Origin of the sequence: Prochlorococcus marinus XMU1412 (assembly GCF_017696315.1) — a bacterium.
Classification (GTDB): Bacteria; Cyanobacteriota; Cyanobacteriia; order PCC-6307; family Cyanobiaceae; genus Prochlorococcus_A; species Prochlorococcus_A marinus_AF.
In genome coordinates this window covers 304,485-320,422 of the sequence record NZ_JAAORJ010000004.1, presented here as the reverse complement: position 1 = coordinate 320,422, position 15,938 = coordinate 304,485, and the positions used below count along the sequence as shown (strand labels likewise).

Sequence of the window (15,938 nt, the reverse complement as noted above, 5' to 3'; positions counted from 1 at the left end):
AGAATTATGAATAAAGAAATCGATACTATGAGTATTCCAACCCATGATTTAGTTGTTAAATTTTCATTAATAAAAATTTCCCCTGACAAAGCAGCCATTAACGGAGAAAGAGTTTCTATAGATAAAGTTTTTCTTGTGCCAATTGTTTGTAATGACTTTAGGTAGAAAGTATCACCTAAACCAATACCTATTATTCCACTTATTAGTAGGATAAATATGTTTTTTAATTGAGTTATAGAATTTAGATAAATAAGAGCAGGTATAAAAACTATAAAAGCTATTATATTTTTTATTAAATTTATATCTATTGATTTATATTTTTGAGTTTGCGCGCGCCAAATAAAGCACGCATAAGTCCAAGATATAGCAGCTCCAAAAGCAGAAAGGATTCCAATCAAAACGAATAATGTTTAAAAATTTTATTTTATAAATTGAGTAAATGCTAAAAAGGATACATAAACAAGAATCAAAATCCCGGGTAAGTACTGAATTATTGATTTGAAATTATTTTTTTTCATATTTTCAAAAAATTCATTTTAAACAGTTTTTTTATTAGTAGGGTACAAACTCTCTAATTTCTCCCTTCTTTTAACTTTCGCATTAATTCTTTCTTCTTTTTCTTTTTTCTTGATCTCATCATTTATCTTATTTTGTCTATAACCAAACCAAAGTAGAACCCAAATAACAGAAGTTATTAAAAGAAGAGCAGTATATTGACCAGTCATAGGAAAACTGGCTTCAGAATATTTAACGTAAGAAAATATTAATCTCATTTAATCAAGTTAAAGCATAAAAATAACGAATGCGTTGATTTCTTTTAGAAATTTAAAAATTAGTTAATTGCAGCTATTTATTATGTAGTTTTATAGTTTTTGGAGTAATTTTTCTTTGTAACTCCTTGCTATTATCAAATTGAAGCATATTGAATAATAAGTTTTTGGAACCTTTTGATTTAGCAGTTATAGGAGGAGGTGCAGCTGGTTTTATGACAGCAATTACTGCTGCTGAACATGGAGTAAAAAGAATAATAATTCTTGAAGGCACTTCAAAACTTATGGAGAAAGTAAGGATTAGTGGAGGTGGAAGATGTAACGTCACTAATGCGACATGGATACCGAATGAACTAGTTGATAATTACCCCAGAGGTGGAATTCAGCTCTTGGAATCATTTAATCGTTTTGCAGCTGGAGATGTATATGATTGGTTTGAGAAAAAAGGGTTAAAATTAAAAATTGAGGAAGATCTAAGAGTATTCCCAGTGTCTAATTCTTCTTCAGATGTTATTGATTGTTTGAGAAAAAGTGCTTTATCAAAAAACGTAGAAATATTAACAAAATTTTTTGTAAAAGAAATTTCAAAAACTCCAGATAATATATTCAATATTTTTAGTCTTAAAAAAGCAAAGTTAATTTCAAAAAATATTGCTCTTTCAACTGGAGGTAATCCAAGCGGATATAAATTAGCTCAAAATCTTGGACATAACATTGTTAAACCCGTACCATCACTTTTTACTTTTTCAACACAAGAACCAAATTTGGATGAATGTACTGGGGTATCGATAAAGGGCATAGATATAGAAATTAAATTAAACAATAAGAATTTTCAAAATAGAGGCGATTTACTAATAACTCATTGGGGTTTTAGTGGGCCAGCAGTATTAAAACTTTCATCCATTGCAGCAAGGGAACTTTATAGCCAAAAATATAAATTTAACCTAATAATTAAATGGTCTTCTTTAAGTTATAAGGACTTAAAAGAAAAAGTTAATTACTTAAGATTAAATAAAGGCAAGGTAAATCTAATTAACACTAGACCTGTGCCACTATTAACAAAAAGATTATGGATTTTTTTATTAAAGAAAATAGGTATTGATAAAGAGAAAAAGTGGGCTGATTTACTGGCGGATGAAAGGGAGAAAATGATAAATATTCTAATGAGGGATAAATATATAATTTCGGGCAAAGGTCCATTTGGTGAAGAATTTGTTACTTCCGGAGGCGTAAAAATTAATGAGGTTAATTTTAAAAGTATGGAGAGCTTAATTTGTCCAGGTTTATTTTTTTCTGGAGAAGTTTTGGATGTTGATGGAATCACAGGTGGATTTAATTTTCAACATTGTTGGACAAGTGGATGGATCGCTGGGATGGCAGTGTCAAAGTTAAATCATTAAAAAATAAATTAATAAATAATAAATCAGTAAGTGACAAATCAATAAGTTTATCTTTTTTTTATTAAGTATTAGACGGAAAAAGTTTTTTGAAGAAATTTTAATTTTAAAGTTTTAATTATTGGTGAAGATTAATGCAGAATCTTGTATCAAAAAAAGAAGAAGAGGAAAGAAGATTAAAAGCTTTAGCAGAATACAGGATTTTGGGAACCAAGCCAGAATCATGTTATGACGATATTACAAAAATTGCTGCTGCAACCTGTAATGTGCCTATTTCTTTAATGACTTTGGTAGACAAAGATAAACAATGGTTTAAATCCAAAATAGGACTTCAAATATCAGAAACTAGAAGAGATTGGTCTTTTTGTACCCACGCAATAAAAGAAAATAGTCCATTAATTATTCATGATGCTTTCCAAGATGAAAGATTTATAAATAATCCATTGGTAACAGGAGACCCCAAGATTCGTTTTTATGCAGGTTTTCCCCTTAGAAATAGTGATGGTAATAAACTTGGAACTCTTTGTGTAATAGATAGAAAGCCAGGAAATCTCACTACACAACAATTCAATATTATGGAATTATTATCCAAGCAAATAGTTTCATTTTTAGAGCTTAGAAAAAAGTCATTGAACTTGCTAGATGCATTGTCTAACTTGCACAAACAGGAAGGTATTTTATCTGTCTGTTCATATTGCAGAGAAGTGAAAAATAAGGAGGGCGATTGGATGCATTTAGAAAAATATCTTTCGAAAATTAGTGATATTAGATTCAGTCATGGGGTTTGTGATAATTGTATGGAAAAACATTTCCCAGATGTAATCGAAGTATGGAATAAAAAGGATTTTTTTGAAGATGGCCAGAAAAGGTATTTAGAGTCTTAGATTTAATACCTTGCTTTTAAGTTATTAATTTATTTCTAAACAAATTCTTCATTTGGTGGTTAGGATTGTATAAATTTTGACTTGAACATGTTATTAGGAACTTTATTAACAGGTGAAATTGCTAAAAGTGCATTAGTGGCATATGTTCATTATTTAGGAATTATTTTGTGCTTCGGTTCTCTTTTGTTTGAAAGATTGACTCTCAAAGTAGGTCTTAATAGAAATGAGACGATCTCAATGATAGTTGCAGATGTGGTTTATGGTTTAGCAGGAGTTGCCATATTAGTTACTGGGATTTTGCGTGTTAAGTATTTTGGTCAAGGAGGTGATTTCTATACAGGTAATCCTGTGTTTTGGATAAAAGTTTCTCTATATATCATAGTGGGATTACTTTCTTTATACCCAACAACAACATATATCTTATGGGCTATTCCATTAAGTAAGAATAAATTACCTGAAATATCTGAGAATCTAGTTAAGAGGTTTAGATTCATCATTACTACTGAATTAGTAGGCTTTGCAACAATACCGTTGTTTGCCACTCTTATGGCTAGAGGTGTAGGTTTAGGTTGAAAAATTTATTTCTAGAAAGAAATTGTTTAATAAGTGCTAACAAACTATATAGATGGAGTTTAAGTTATAAGATTTCTAAATCTACAAAGGAAATTATTTTTATTGGTTTAAATCCCTCATTTTCGGATGAAGTTTTCTTAGATAATACAACAAAAAAGATAATCAAAATTTCGAAAAACAATAATTATGGCAAAGTAAGATTAATCAATCTATTTGCGCTTATTTCAAGCAAACCAGAAAAACTTTTTAATCACAAAAATCCTGTGGGTCATCTAAACAATAATCTTATTAATAAAAACTTAAAACACTGGTCTGAAAATAAAAATTGTGATTTATGGTTAGGTTGGGGTAACAAAGGGAAATTTCTCAATAGAAATAAAAAAATATCAAAAAAAATAATACAATATAACTCAATTAGGAAAAATAATTTTGATAATCCTCTTGGACCACTTTTAATTAAGAAAACAATCAAAGATAATCCAATACATCCTCTATACTGTTCCGACAATTCCATCCTCAAATCTTATTTTTAGGTAGCAAGGCTCAAATGCAAACCTGTATTTTTAGCTATTCCATTAAATATGTGTTAATTTCTATTTGTTAAGTTAACCTTATATGAAAATTTCAAAGCAACTAAATAAACTAAAAAACTTGAATGTTGAGGCAGAAAAATGTTCTACGAGAGAAGAAGCAAAAAAAATAATTAATAAAGCAAATAAAGCACAAAGTAAAATTAACAAATAAATAAAAAGTAATATCACTTATTCATAATTTATAATTTTCAAAATATCTAATTTACACAAATACACCATATTTATTTCTTAGTATTTATGTCTTTGAAAATAATTAAAATAAGGAAATCTCACGAAAGATTTAGATCGACTAGAGAATGGCTAAATTCGATGCATTCATTTTCTTTCGCAGAGCATAGAGATCCAAAATGGGATAATTTTGGGAAAATTAGAGTTATAAACGAAGATATTATTTCTCCTAATGCAGGATTTAATAAACATTCTCATGCAAATATGGAAATAATTACTGTCGTAACAAAAGGAGCAATAACTCATAGAGACTCGTTAAATAATTTTGGAAAAATTCGCAAAGATGAAGTACAAGTTATGTCTGCAGGAACTGGAATCTCTCATAGCGAGAAGAATGAAGAAAATGAGACCTGTAAGTTGTTCCAGATCTGGATATACCCTCAAAAAGAAAATATCAACCCCCGATATGATCAAATTTCATTAAATGAAAAGTTGTGGGATAATCTTATTTTTAATTACAAAGACGTAAAAAATAATAAGCTTTTTCTAAATCAAAGTATCTCTTTATGGCGTTGTAAATACAAGCCAATTAAAGAAAAAAAATTGCCATTAAAAATCGATAAATATAATTGGATACAAATAATAGAAGGTAATCTTATATTAAAAAGTAAAGACTCTAATTCAAATATATGTCTCGAATCTGGAGACGGCTTGGGTTTTGAAGTTAATTATTATGATGATATCTTTATAGATACTGAAAAAGACCTAGATTTTCTCTTATTTTCGATGCCTTCCTTGTAATTTATATGTTACTTTTACCCATCAACTTCTTTATTAAATTCATTTAAGGCTTGCAAAGCCATATTAAGATGAACTTCCATAGCACCAAGAGCAATTAAAGAATTCGGTGATTTATCTTTTAGTAAATTCTTTTTTCTTTTTGATAACTCATTAACTACTTTCTTAGTTGAAGCTTCCCAAGTATTTATTAACTCTTCAAATTCTCTTTTTTCGGAACTTTCTATTTCTGCTAATTCATCAGAAAAAAGAGAATCCTTTTGTGCCTTAAGCATCAAGTAACTTAATTTTTTATGACTTATTGCTTGAGGTAACTTGTTAGATTCACTCATCACTAGTAGTAATTTATAGTCAAAATCTAACTAATTAAGTGAATATTTGCTAGAGGGGAGACGGTTGTGATGACCGACCTGAAAATTACGAAATAATACCTTAACAAAAAATGGATTTATTAACCTTAAATTTTTCACTTATTAGTTTCTTGAAATAATCTCCACGCTCTTCATAATTTTTAAATTGATCAAAACTAGAGCATGAAGGTGAGAATAATAATGTTCCAACCCTATTATTTTGTAAATAATGAAAAACAAAATTTAAAAGCTCTTTTAGTTCTGAAAATTCAAAAATATTTTTTTTAAATCCTTCATTAATAAGCGCCATTTTTAGGACTTTTGAGCTTTCTCCAAAAAGGAAAACACATTTAACTTTTTTCTTTAAAAGTTTTATCCACTTACTATATTCATTGCCTTTTAATCTACCCCCAGCAATGATTATTATTTGACCTTCAATTGAATTTATTCCTGCAATAGATGAGTCAAAATTTGTAGCTTTACTATCATTAATTATTTCCAGATCATTATTTTTATAAATTGTTTCCATCCTATGGGGTAATTGTTTGTAATTAGATAAAGAATCTTTAATCTGTTTCCCAGATAATCCAACTTTTCTAGCTGCTGCAATTACCAATAAAAGATTTTGAAGATTATGCATTCCTTTTAAAGAAAAATGTTCAAGTTTGAATAATTTCTTTCCTCTCTCAACAATGTATGCTTGATCATCTATCCAATAATCGCATTGAATAAAATTTGATTTATCGAAACTAGTTGTTATCCAAACCCCACTTGATAGCGAACTGTAGTGATTTCTTAGATTTTTATCGTCATAATTATAAATTCTAAAATCAGATTTTTCTAGCAAGCTTTTTTTTATGTTGAAATAGTTTTCAAGTGTTTTATGTCTTTCAAGATGATCTTCTGTGAAGGTTGTCCATATTCCAATATTAGGTTTTACTTCTGGAGATATTTCTATTTGATAACTGCTTAATTCAGCTACAACCCAATCAATTTTTTCATGCTTTTTGGAGTGAGCATATTTACATAAAGGTGTACCAATATTTCCAGCAAAAGGAGCATATAATCCAGTATTACAGAGTATATGGCTTAGTAGATGAGTAACAGTAGTCTTGCCATTAGTGCCAGTAATACCTATCCAATTTGTGTCTTTTAAAATTTCCCATGCAACATTAATTTCTCCAATTACTTTAATTCCCTTTTTTTTTAATTCAATAATAGTTATGTGGTCATAAGGTATTGATGGACTTACAACAACAGATTCGATCTCTTTCACAAAAGGTTGAATTTCTTCAAATACAAATTCTTTATTCAGAGAAACTAGTATATTAAGGTCTTCTAATTCTGTTTTTCTTTCTAAGAATTCTATCCCATCTTTACTTTCCCAAACAATTACTCTCTTATTGATGCTTCTCAAATACTTGGCAGCCCAAAATCCAGATCTACCTAACCCGATTATAAGATTAATATTTCCTTTACTAGAATGATTATCTATCATTAAATTTATAATTGCATTTATATTAATTGTGTTTAAGGGGTAATTCAATCATGAGATCTTTCTTCAGCATTTATAATATTTGCCAAAGAAAAGTTAATTAATGGAAGAAAATACTGCAAAATATTGGTTCTCTTGGTTTTATGAAAAGTGGGAGAAAAATGCTCCAGGTGAACTAATTGAAAAGGGTTTAACTCCGTCTCAGATTGCTGAGCGCTTTGTTAATGAAAACCAAGATAGTTTTATTAAATTGTCAAAAAAAATTGATGAAAAAAATTATGATGCCTTAACAGAATTTATGAAACTTTCAGAGAGTGAATTACATATCTTGAAGTATTTTCTAAAGTTAGTAAAAATGAAAAATTTATAAGAATTTACTAAGTATTCCAAGGCTTTTTTCCCATAAATTTTTTCTTTCTTTTTTATTCATAGCGAAAGGAGAAGTAGGTGATAGTTTTGGATGACCTCTGAAATTAAATCTAGGACCATAATGGTCACCGCCTCTTGCATCTGGTGAAGTAGCTGCAAAAAGTTGAGGTAAAGCACCCATTTCAGCAGTTTGAAAAATAGGGCTAAATAATTCCAAGGAGAAAATTTCTAATGGACTAGGGTTAGGTTTTTGAGCAGTAAAGAGATTTGTTTTTGCAATTCCAGGGTGAGCAGCTAAAGAAAGTATATTTTTGTGCTTTAAGTTTTCATTTAGTTCCAAAGCAAACATTACATTTGCCAATTTGCTATTGGAGTAAGATTCCCATTTGTTGTAATAGTTCTCAGCTTTAAGATTTTTCCAACCAACTTTGCCAAAAAATTGTGCTCCAGAAGTAACCGTAACTATTCTAGATTCTTCTTTTTTTTCAATAATTGGGAGTAGCTTTAGGGTCAAAAGCATGTGAGCTAGATGATTAACTGCAAATTGTATTTCATATCCCTGGACACTAAGAGTTTTAGGCGGATGCATAATGCCTGCATTATTGATTAGTAAATCTAAATTTTCAAAATTATCAAAAATTTTGGACTGAACTTCAACAATATTTTTTAAATCTGACAAATCTAATTCTAAAGGTGTAAATAATCCTTCAGGATTGAGATCTTTAAGTTTTTTGATAGTTTGATTTGCTTTTTCAAGCGATCTACAAGCTATAACAACATTAGCATTTTTTTCTGCTAAGGCCTTTGCAGTGTAGTATCCAAGACCACTATTCGCACCAGTAATTAGCGCTGTTTTGCCTGTAAGGATTGGAATATTAGATGTTCCCCAGTTAGAGATTTTAGGTCTTGAAATAGTGGCAGTCATTTAGTAATCCTGCAAATTGCTTTGGAGTTTAAATAAAATTTTATTACTATTTCACTGTAAATACTGGAAGTCAGTATCGTGAGCACTTTTTGAAGTTACTATTTAATATTATTTTTCAATTGCATATTGCCATTCGTTATTTTGAGATAAACCTTTCTCTCTAAGTAACTGTAATTTCCTACTATTTATTTTTATAACTATCCCATTAGTTGGATATTTCGCAAATATTTTTTTCTCTAACCAATTCTTTCTATATATTTGGATTTCGCTTGTATGATTTGTGAAGTAACTTTCAGGGGTGCTGAAGCCACATTTTTTAAGATAGTTAAGGGTTTCATATTGATTAAGTCTTCCATTAAGTATTTGGAAACAGCAAAAGCGGAGACTTTCTCCAATCTCTTTCTTATCATTGAGGTATTTTCTTGTACTTCTTTGGGAAATGCCGGCAACTTGGTTTGTAGCGTATAGTTCACCTCTAATTTGAAAATCTCGTTTGATAGGAATACAATCGGGGACATTTTTAATTTGTTTAATTTTGCTTGAGACATCAAATCCTTTTTTTGTAATAGCTTTATTAAACTTGCCATCTATATATCTAATTGCAATAGCACAGCCATCAATTTTTGGTTGAATACTTAATCTTGTTTTTGTTAATAAACTTTCCAAAAATTCTTTATAGTTTTCTTTGGCTAATTTTGGCAAAAGTTTATTAGTTTGATTAAAGTAGTCAGGCTCTGGATCAACAGGAATAAAGAGCTTTTCAAGTTGCTTAAATGCATCATCCGAAATCATGCCTTCACCTATTCTGTATTGTTCATCTAGATACTTAACATCTCTCACTAATAAATTATTCATAATAATTTTGAAAAATATTTAAAAATCTTTTAGAAAAATCATTTAAATAAAGATTTGAAAATTAAAATTAGATCTAAAAAGTAATTGAACACTAAATATCCTCCTACGCAGAGAGCGATTTAAAAGTATAAAATGTACTTATGAGTCGTTTAAATTAAATACTTCAATCAAACATATTTACTTAAAAGTGAAATAGAAAATTTTAAGGATTAATTTGAAGGCAAATTTTTGAAATTTCTATCAATACAAAAAAAAATTTTTTAAAGTTATGAGAAAATGTCATTTTTATTAAAAGCTCAAAATACCTGGGAAAATTTTGCGAAATACAAAATTAATGATTATGCAAAATTAAGAAATTTTGATTTTGGGCCAAATAACGAAAGTTCAGTTTCAAAATTATCGCCTTTCATTACTCATAGAATATTATCGGAGTATGATCTGATCCAGGATATTAAAAATAAGTATAAAGTCAAAAATTCAACTAAATTTGTTGAAGAAATATTTTGGAGAGTTTACTGGAAAGGGTGGATGGAAAATAGACCTAAAGTTTGGAGAAATTTTATTTCAGAAAACAATATCGATTTTGATTATGAGCTATATAAAAGTGCAATTAATGGCAATACAGAATTAGACTTTTTTAATTCTTGGGTCTATGAATTAAAGCAGTACAACTATTTGCATAACCATACAAGAATGTGGTTTGCGAGTACTTGGATATTTAATTTAGGCCTTCCATGGCAATTGGGAGCAAAGTTTTTCTTTAAATATCTTTTTGATGGAGATGCTTCATCTAATCTCCTAAGCTGGAGATGGGTCGGAGGATTGCAAACGAAGGGAAAACAATATCTTTTTTCATCATCAAACCTCAGAAAGTTTTCAAATAATAGATTTAATGTAGAAAAAATAAGTAATCAACAAATTTTTCTTGAAGAATCTAATCAAATACCATTTGAAGATGAGATTTATAAAAATGATATGAATCCTAAATCAGATAATCTGATTATGTTTGAAAATGATCTGAACCTTGCAACCCTTAAAAATTTTCTTCCAAGCTATAAAAAAGTATTTATTATCCTTTTAAAAAATGAACAAAGACAAATTAAATTGTCTGAATCTGTTTTGAAATTTAAACAAGATTTGGTCTCTGAATTTGTAGAGCAATTTGATAATGTTGAACAGATTGATCCTTATTCATTGGAAAATACTTTTAAAAATACCAACGAAATAGACATTATTTATCCTGGAGTGGGAGAAAATTATGATTTCATAACTGAGTTTAAAAATTTACACCATAAAAAAATCTTTAATCTTGTGAGGGATGAAGATTTATTTGCTTGGAAATTTGCTAAAAGAGGGTTTTTTAAATTTAAAGAAAATATTCCAAAAATAAATCAGAGAATATTAGAAAATTTTTCAAAAAATAATTTTTAAATTAGTTGAATTCCTAATCAGAAAAAACACTGTTGATAAGTAAGTATAAATACTTATTTAGGTACGACTTTTGCTCTTTAATCCACGATGGATACTGTGACTAGTTATTTTTACTTAAGGATAATTTTTTTATAGTGCTTTCAACAATTCTTACCAAGTCGTTTAGCAAAGATACTGCTTTATTAATTCTTAGAGTTATAACTGGAACTGTTCTTATTCACCACGGTTATGAGAAATTAGCAAATATAGAAAATTTCGCTGATGCTTTTGTAAGACCATTACATCTCCCATTCCCAATATTTTTATCATACATAGCGGCATTCTCAGAAATAGGTGGTAGTTGGTTGCTAATTATAGGTTTAGCCACAAGATTCGGAGCTTTGGCAATTGTTGGAACAATTTCTGTCGCTATATACCACGCACTTGTTACTTCAGGTTTTAATATTTTCTTACTAGAGCTTTTACTTTTGTATTTCGCTTCAGCAACTTCAATTGCATTAACAGGGCCTGGTAATTTCTCCTTAGATGAAGTCATTATCAGAATTTTGAAATCAGAAGATGAGGAGGAAATTATATCTTCAACAAAAGCAAAACCTTCCAAGCAAGTTGAAGTTAAAGAAGAAACAAGCAAAGGTGGTTTATTTCAATTTTTGCAAGCTAACATACTCTCAGATACTTCAAGCTAATTTTTTAGGATAAAGGTTATTGATTAGCTCTAACCTTTTTCGATAACTGTTTCTCTTCTCAAGTTTTATCTTAATTGTTGCTTCAGAAAGACTTATAAACAGCCCTATAGCAGTCACCCAAGATAAAAAAATAAAAGGGTTTTCTGGAATTTCTGAGAAATTCATATAAATAATACTTCTTTTTTAAAACTGACTGATCACTATATGTTTTTCAACCTAAATATACAATATAGAAATATTTAAGGATTAATTTCAACTTTTTCCCATTTCTTAATCTTTTCCCAAAGATATCGTTTATGAACAGGCTGTTGTAATTTAAGAAGATCTACTGAATCGATTTCAAAATTTAGAACAACAAAATTTTCTGACTTGGGTAGATTGGATAATGTTTCTTGGGTAGATTGGACTTTTGGGTTTATTTTCTCTCCAGGAGATCCCCAAAACCAAGAAGTTTTTGATTTCTCTGATAATAAATCCCAATAGTTTTTGTTATCATTTAACTCACTTATTTTCCCTTTAAATCTAAATTGTGATTTGGTTTTCATAAAGAACCATAATATTTCTGCATTAGGGTTAGATTTTAAATGCCCAATTTTTTCACTTCTTTTATCTGTAAAAATAATCATTGAACTATCTTTATTCCACCCTCTGAAAACAACTGTTCTTAATCTTGGCTCATTTTCTTGGCTTACTGTTGCAAGCTGTATCCATCTATTAGAGGGTGATTTGCCCTCTTTTTTTCTAGAAGATTTTAAATCTTGCCTCCAACTGGGTAAGTTGTTATCAGGCATTTAATTTAGGAAATATAAGACCGCTTTTCTTTTTATATTCTTCGAATGAATCATATTTTTTGAGCGATTTATCTTTTTTCATCATTCTTGGCAGAAAAACTACAGAGAAAAATATTGCAAGAATTACTAATGGAATGAAACTCATTGAAAGTATGGCGAATGATAGATAAATTAGTATTTCTCCTAGATAATTAGTATTCCTTATATTTTTGAAAAATCCCTCTTTAATTAGATCTTTTTTTAATTTAAGAGAAAAATATTTTTGGGCATCACTAGCAAAGTGTAGAAATACACCAATTATATTTATAGATACAGAAGCAGCTATTACGAAATTTGGAACAGATTTCTGAGATGAGATAAGAATGTATGGAGCCACCCAGTAACTTCCTAGGAAAATAAAACCAGTAACTGAAGTTAAAAAATTGATTTTTTCTTTAAAATAAGGATCTGGGAATATCTTTTCTTTTAAAAGCCAAAGTAATCCATAAGTACCATGCAGAGCTAAATAAACGTAGGGAGCGATCGTAAAATTATCAAAAAAAATCATAAGACCTATAACTACAAATGCAGTAAGCCCCTTATGTAGATTAATTATTTGATTAAGTTTCATTTTTTTTTAATAATCTAAAAAATAGAATTATTTTCTGTGGATATAACCTTGGTTGTCAAAAGTTTTAATGGGCGATACTGGATTCGAACCAGTGGCCACTACCGTGTCGAGGTAGTGCTCTACCACTGAGCTAATCGCCCAAACTGAAGAATTTTTAATCCCCCTTATAAAAAAATAGCAGGTTGCGTTTCATTTTCTAAGTAATTTAACTTTCCATCGTTCTCTTTTGGTTATTTCTAAATTTAGAATTTCGATAAATCCTTTATTTTCAAGTTCTAGTTTGTCGCCAATTTTTAGATTAATAGTTGGCTTATTAACTTTGCTTCCATTTAATCTGAGCATTCCATTTTCTATCCTTTCAATGATTTTGGTTCGTGATACCCTAAAGCCAGCTGAAGCTATAGCATCTAATCTTGTTGAAGCTTCTACTGTATTGACGAGTTTTTTTGATCTTCCAGAAGGTATTTGTAATTCATCTATACCTACTACATTAACTTTTACTTTTACGTCTCTCAAATAAAAAATCTTTTCATCTAGATGCTTAATATCTAAATTATCAATTATCCCTTGTGCTCCTCTATCACCAATAGTCCATATATCTCCAACTTTTATTTGATTTACCCCATTTTCAATCAAGAGGGATCTAAAATCATCTTGTGTAGCATTATCAAATAAAAAATTTCCATTAATTTTTATTCCTTGAGCTGGAAAATTACTTTTTAGCGCATCCTCTTCAAGAATATTATCTCCTCTAAAGCAAGCTATCCTAGATCTTTGAGAAGAGGAGAATCCTCCATAAATAAAAAATTTGAAATCATTTAAATTTTCAAAATCTTTTAAAATCTCTTCGCAAACATAAGTTGAATTAAAACCAGTCCAATAAGTTTCCCAGTGTTTGTAAGCTAAGTGAGCAATATTTATTAATTCCTCAGTTTCTTTTTTGTAGTTTGAATTTATTAAGATTTCTTTTAGGTCAATCATTTAGCCTTCTAAAAAAATTATATCTTTTGCTTCTGATTGTTTAATCAAAGCCCATGGTAATTCAGCTCCAATTTGATTTTCAAGCAGAACAAGCCATCTACCCTCTTTATTTAAATTAATAATTGATCTCAACTCTTTATTCCTATTGATGTTGATACTTGCAGAAGAAACGGCACTACCTAAATATCCTGAGCCCATTCCTAAAAGACCTCCAATTAAGGATTCACCGATGTTATTCAAACCAAGAAAACCGAAAGTAGATAAATTTGTCATATTAGAAAAAGCTATTCCAGCTATAAAACCAAATGGCATTAGCCATCTACTCATTGCTTTTTGTCTAATCTTTCTATCAAGTTTCGGATTTAAAATTCTTATATCTTCAAAATTTTGAGATTTGAATAAGATATTTGCTTTCGCACTTAGCAATTCTGTTTCATCCGATGATATTTTCTCACTTATTGGTGGGATCAAAATAGCTTCAGAGAGCATTACTGATTTTTCCTTGAAAACTTCAAATAGTTTGATACATTTATCAATGTCTTCAAATATCACAATACTTTTAGTCAAATTTCAATCCTCAAATGTTTGTGTGTTATTCAAATTAATAAAATAAGATACATACACTATAGATTAAGTTAAAGTAAAAGATTAAAGAACCAATCTTAAATGACAAAAGTTCTCATTACAGATCCAATTGATCAAACAGGAATTGATATTCTTTCACAAGTTGCTCAGGTTGATCAGAAGATAGGAATCTCAGACTCTGAGCTAGCTTCCATTATTAAAGATTATGATGCTTTAATGATTCGCTCTGGCACTCAAGTGACTGAAGAAATTATTAACTCTTCAAGTAAACTGAGAATTATTGGAAGAGCAGGAGTTGGAGTTGATAATGTAAATGTTAAGGCTGCTACGCAAAAAGGAGTGCTTGTTGTTAATTCTCCCGGGGGTAACACAATAGCTGCTGCTGAACATACTATAGCTATGATGTTGGCTTTATCTAGACATATTCCAATTGCTAATAGTAGTACTTTGTCAGGTAAATGGGAAAGAAAGAAATTTGTTGGTAATGAGCTTTATAAGAAAAAATTAGGTGTAGTAGGTTTAGGGAAAATTGGTGCTCATGTAGCGAAAGTTGCTAATGCATTAGGAATGGAAGTTTACGGATATGATCCCTTTGTTTCAACGGAAAGAGCTCAACAAATACAAGTTAAACTATCTGAACTAGAGGATTTATTCAAACAATCTGATTATGTAACTTTGCATTTGCCTCGCACACCAGAGACAGAGAATTTAGTAAATATAGACGTCCTTAAAACTATGAAAAGTAGCGCAAAATTAATTAATTGTGCTCGAGGAGGCTTGATTGATGAAGAGGCATTAGCAGAAGCTTTAAATAAATCATTGATTGCAGGTGCTGCAATAGATGTCTTTTCTAAAGAACCTTTGGAATCTAATTCACCACTTTTGAAGGTTGAAAAGAATCTTATTCTTACCCCACACTTAGGAGCATCTACTCGGGAAGCACAAGAAAATGTAGCTGTTGATGTTGCAGAACAAATCAGAGATGTCTTGCTTGGTTTATCTGCTAGAACTGCAGTTAATATTCCAGGTTTAAGCCCTGATATTATGGATAGTCTAAAACCTCATTTGCAGTTGGCTGAAACAATGGGTCTGCTTATAAGTCAGCTTTCAGGTGGGCAGATACAGAAACTAGAAGTAAAGCTACAAGGTGAATTTGTTCAACATCCTTCTCAGCCATTAATAATAGCTAGTCTAAAAGGCCTTTTAAGTAAAGCTTTAGGGGATAGGATTAATTATGTGAATGCTTCGCTAGAAGCAGATTCAAGAGGTATTTCGGTAGTCGAGAATAAAGATGAGGCGAGACCTGAATTTGCTAGTGGGTCGCTTCAGTTAACCACTTATGGAGATAATGGCGACCATAGCGTAGCAGGAAGCATTTTTGCTGATGGGGAATTAAGAATTATTAGTATTGATCAATACCCAGTTAATGTATCGCCAAGCAGATATATGTTGGTTACTAGGCATAGAGATATGCCAGGCATTATTGGCAAGCTGGGGTCTTTATTAGGTAGCAACAATGTAAATATTGCCTCAATGCAAGTTGGGCGCAAAATTGTTAGAGGAGAAGCTGTTATGGTTCTAAGTATTGATGATCCAATACCTAATAAGTTGCTTGACACCATTATTGAAGTAGATGGGATTACCAACGCTAATCCAGTTACTTTATGAAGAGGCTTG

At 30.0% G+C, this 15,938-nt stretch carries 20 protein-coding genes and 1 tRNA gene; 10 read left to right on the top strand and 11 right to left on the bottom strand.

Going from position 1 to position 15,938, the window contains the following annotated elements; genetic code table 11:
- A partial coding sequence (locus HA152_RS10005) for an EamA family transporter (RefSeq protein ID WP_245211237.1) occupies positions 1 to 398 on the bottom strand: 398 nt, incomplete at its 3' end.
- A gap of 138 nt (positions 399 to 536) precedes the next feature.
- Positions 537 to 773, bottom strand: a complete 237-nt coding sequence (locus HA152_RS08175; RefSeq protein ID WP_209135383.1) for a hypothetical protein — start codon at positions 771 to 773, stop codon at positions 537 to 539.
- A gap of 164 nt (positions 774 to 937) precedes the next feature.
- On the opposite strand from HA152_RS08175, the gene HA152_RS08170 reads away from it, so the two are divergent.
- From HA152_RS08170 to HA152_RS08150, 6 genes are all read left to right on the top strand, one after another.
- Positions 938 to 2,170, top strand: a complete 1,233-nt coding sequence (locus HA152_RS08170; protein ID WP_209135380.1) for an NAD(P)/FAD-dependent oxidoreductase — start codon at positions 938 to 940, stop codon at positions 2,168 to 2,170.
- A 131-nt stretch (positions 2,171 to 2,301) separates the two neighbouring features.
- A complete protein-coding gene (locus HA152_RS08165; RefSeq protein ID WP_209135377.1) occupies positions 2,302 to 3,051 on the top strand; it encodes a GAF domain-containing protein in 750 nt (249 codons plus the stop codon).
- Positions 3,052 to 3,138: 87 nt separating this feature from the next.
- Positions 3,139 to 3,624: a DUF2214 family protein gene (locus tag HA152_RS08160; RefSeq protein ID WP_209135375.1), complete on the top strand. Its 486-nt coding sequence runs from the start codon at positions 3,139 to 3,141 to the stop codon at positions 3,622 to 3,624.
- Complete coding sequence (locus HA152_RS08155) at positions 3,621 to 4,157, top strand: DUF1643 domain-containing protein (RefSeq protein ID WP_209135373.1); 537 nt, start codon at positions 3,621 to 3,623, stop codon at positions 4,155 to 4,157. Before HA152_RS08160 ends, HA152_RS08155 begins: the two co-directional genes overlap by 4 nt.
- 82 nt (positions 4,158 to 4,239) lie before the next feature.
- Positions 4,240 to 4,368 carry a hypothetical protein gene (locus HA152_RS10085; RefSeq protein WP_011863480.1) on the top strand — a complete coding sequence of 43 codons (129 nt, stop codon included), beginning with the start codon at positions 4,240 to 4,242 and terminating at the stop codon, positions 4,366 to 4,368.
- 86 nt (positions 4,369 to 4,454) lie between these two features.
- Positions 4,455 to 5,186: a pirin family protein gene (locus tag HA152_RS08150; RefSeq protein WP_209135371.1), complete on the top strand. Its 732-nt coding sequence runs from the start codon at positions 4,455 to 4,457 to the stop codon at positions 5,184 to 5,186.
- 14 nt (positions 5,187 to 5,200) lie between these two features.
- Here the strand turns inward: HA152_RS08150 and HA152_RS08145 are convergent, their stop codons facing one another.
- Positions 5,201 to 5,515 (bottom strand): MATH domain-containing protein, encoded by a 315-nt coding sequence (locus tag HA152_RS08145; protein ID WP_209135370.1) that lies wholly within the window; start codon positions 5,513 to 5,515, stop codon positions 5,201 to 5,203.
- A 100-nt stretch (positions 5,516 to 5,615) separates the two neighbouring features.
- Entirely contained in the window at positions 5,616 to 7,031 is a 1,416-nt protein-coding gene (gene murD, locus HA152_RS08140; protein ID WP_209135369.1) for a UDP-N-acetylmuramoyl-L-alanine--D-glutamate ligase, read from the bottom strand.
- A gap of 100 nt (positions 7,032 to 7,131) precedes the next feature.
- On the opposite strand from murD, the gene HA152_RS08135 reads away from it, so the two are divergent.
- Entirely contained in the window at positions 7,132 to 7,398 is a 267-nt protein-coding gene (locus HA152_RS08135) for a hypothetical protein (RefSeq protein WP_209135368.1), read from the top strand.
- Here HA152_RS08135 and HA152_RS08130 read toward each other — a convergent pair.
- Together HA152_RS08130 and HA152_RS08125 are read right to left on the bottom strand one after the other, a co-directional pair.
- The gene (locus HA152_RS08130) at positions 7,393 to 8,322 is read right to left on the bottom strand and encodes an oxidoreductase (protein ID WP_209135367.1); all 930 of its coding nucleotides are present in this window, start codon (positions 8,320 to 8,322) and stop codon (positions 7,393 to 7,395) included. The two genes, HA152_RS08135 and HA152_RS08130, sit on opposite strands and share 6 nt — an antisense overlap.
- 108 nt (positions 8,323 to 8,430) lie before the next feature.
- Positions 8,431 to 9,177, bottom strand: coding sequence for an NAD-dependent DNA ligase (locus HA152_RS08125; protein ID WP_209135366.1), 747 nt, complete (start codon positions 9,175 to 9,177; stop codon positions 8,431 to 8,433).
- A 276-nt stretch (positions 9,178 to 9,453) separates the two neighbouring features.
- Here HA152_RS08125 and HA152_RS08120 point away from each other — a divergent pair, with 276 nt between their 5' ends.
- Both HA152_RS08120 and HA152_RS08115 read left to right on the top strand, forming a co-directional pair.
- Positions 9,454 to 10,608, top strand: coding sequence for an FAD-binding domain-containing protein (locus HA152_RS08120; protein ID WP_209135365.1), 1,155 nt, complete (start codon positions 9,454 to 9,456; stop codon positions 10,606 to 10,608).
- A gap of 134 nt (positions 10,609 to 10,742) precedes the next feature.
- Positions 10,743 to 11,294, top strand: coding sequence for a DoxX family protein (locus HA152_RS08115; RefSeq protein WP_209135363.1), 552 nt, complete (start codon positions 10,743 to 10,745; stop codon positions 11,292 to 11,294).
- Positions 11,295 to 11,533: 239 nt separating this feature from the next.
- Here HA152_RS08115 and HA152_RS08110 read toward each other — a convergent pair whose 3' ends face one another.
- The 5 genes from HA152_RS08110 to HA152_RS08090 form a co-directional block, all read right to left on the bottom strand.
- Positions 11,534 to 12,085, bottom strand: a complete 552-nt coding sequence (locus HA152_RS08110; protein ID WP_209135361.1) for a pyridoxamine 5'-phosphate oxidase family protein — start codon at positions 12,083 to 12,085, stop codon at positions 11,534 to 11,536.
- Entirely contained in the window at positions 12,078 to 12,695 is a 618-nt protein-coding gene (locus tag HA152_RS08105) for a DUF1295 domain-containing protein (protein WP_209135359.1), read from the bottom strand. The genes HA152_RS08110 and HA152_RS08105 overlap by 8 nt, the downstream gene beginning before the upstream one ends.
- Before the next feature lie 68 nt (positions 12,696 to 12,763).
- Positions 12,764 to 12,835: transfer RNA gene (locus tag HA152_RS08100), tRNA-Val, on the bottom strand.
- 49 nt (positions 12,836 to 12,884) lie between these two features.
- Positions 12,885 to 13,676 (bottom strand): photosystem II S4 domain protein, encoded by a 792-nt coding sequence (locus HA152_RS08095; protein WP_209135357.1) that lies wholly within the window; start codon positions 13,674 to 13,676, stop codon positions 12,885 to 12,887.
- Positions 13,677 to 14,243, bottom strand: coding sequence for a hypothetical protein (locus HA152_RS08090; RefSeq protein ID WP_209135355.1), 567 nt, complete (start codon positions 14,241 to 14,243; stop codon positions 13,677 to 13,679).
- 99 nt (positions 14,244 to 14,342) lie between these two features.
- Here HA152_RS08090 and serA point away from each other — a divergent pair, with 99 nt between their 5' ends.
- Positions 14,343 to 15,929 carry a phosphoglycerate dehydrogenase gene (gene serA, locus HA152_RS08085; RefSeq protein ID WP_209135353.1) on the top strand — a complete coding sequence of 529 codons (1,587 nt, stop codon included), beginning with the start codon at positions 14,343 to 14,345 and terminating at the stop codon, positions 15,927 to 15,929.
- The last annotated feature ends 9 nt before the right edge of the window (positions 15,930 to 15,938 follow it).

Bases quoted from the DNA above. Each gene is read 5' to 3' on its own strand.
- HA152_RS08160 (WP_209135375.1), top strand. From the start codon at position 3,139: ATGTTATTAGGAACTTTATTAACAGGTGAAATTGCTAAAAGTGCATTA.
- serA (WP_209135353.1), top strand. From the start codon at position 14,343: ATGACAAAAGTTCTCATTACAGATCCAATTGATCAAACAGGAATTGAT.
- HA152_RS08105 (WP_209135359.1), bottom strand. From the start codon at position 12,695: ATGAAACTTAATCAAATAATTAATCTACATAAGGGGCTTACTGCATTT.
- HA152_RS08120 (WP_209135365.1), top strand. From the start codon at position 9,454: ATGTCATTTTTATTAAAAGCTCAAAATACCTGGGAAAATTTTGCGAAA.
- HA152_RS08110 (WP_209135361.1), bottom strand. From the start codon at position 12,085: ATGCCTGATAACAACTTACCCAGTTGGAGGCAAGATTTAAAATCTTCT.
- HA152_RS10085 (WP_011863480.1), top strand. From the start codon at position 4,240: ATGAAAATTTCAAAGCAACTAAATAAACTAAAAAACTTGAATGTTGAG.
- HA152_RS08135 (WP_209135368.1), top strand. From the start codon at position 7,132: ATGGAAGAAAATACTGCAAAATATTGGTTCTCTTGGTTTTATGAAAAG.
- HA152_RS08145 (WP_209135370.1), bottom strand. From the start codon at position 5,515: ATGAGTGAATCTAACAAGTTACCTCAAGCAATAAGTCATAAAAAATTA.
- HA152_RS08175 (WP_209135383.1), bottom strand. From the start codon at position 773: ATGAGATTAATATTTTCTTACGTTAAATATTCTGAAGCCAGTTTTCCT.
- HA152_RS08095 (WP_209135357.1), bottom strand. From the start codon at position 13,676: ATGATTGACCTAAAAGAAATCTTAATAAATTCAAACTACAAAAAAGAA.
- HA152_RS08165 (WP_209135377.1), top strand. From the start codon at position 2,302: ATGCAGAATCTTGTATCAAAAAAAGAAGAAGAGGAAAGAAGATTAAAA.
- HA152_RS08125 (WP_209135366.1), bottom strand. From the start codon at position 9,177: ATGAATAATTTATTAGTGAGAGATGTTAAGTATCTAGATGAACAATAC.
- HA152_RS08150 (WP_209135371.1), top strand. From the start codon at position 4,455: ATGTCTTTGAAAATAATTAAAATAAGGAAATCTCACGAAAGATTTAGA.
- murD (WP_209135369.1), bottom strand. From the start codon at position 7,031: ATGATAGATAATCATTCTAGTAAAGGAAATATTAATCTTATAATCGGG.
- HA152_RS08130 (WP_209135367.1), bottom strand. From the start codon at position 8,322: ATGACTGCCACTATTTCAAGACCTAAAATCTCTAACTGGGGAACATCT.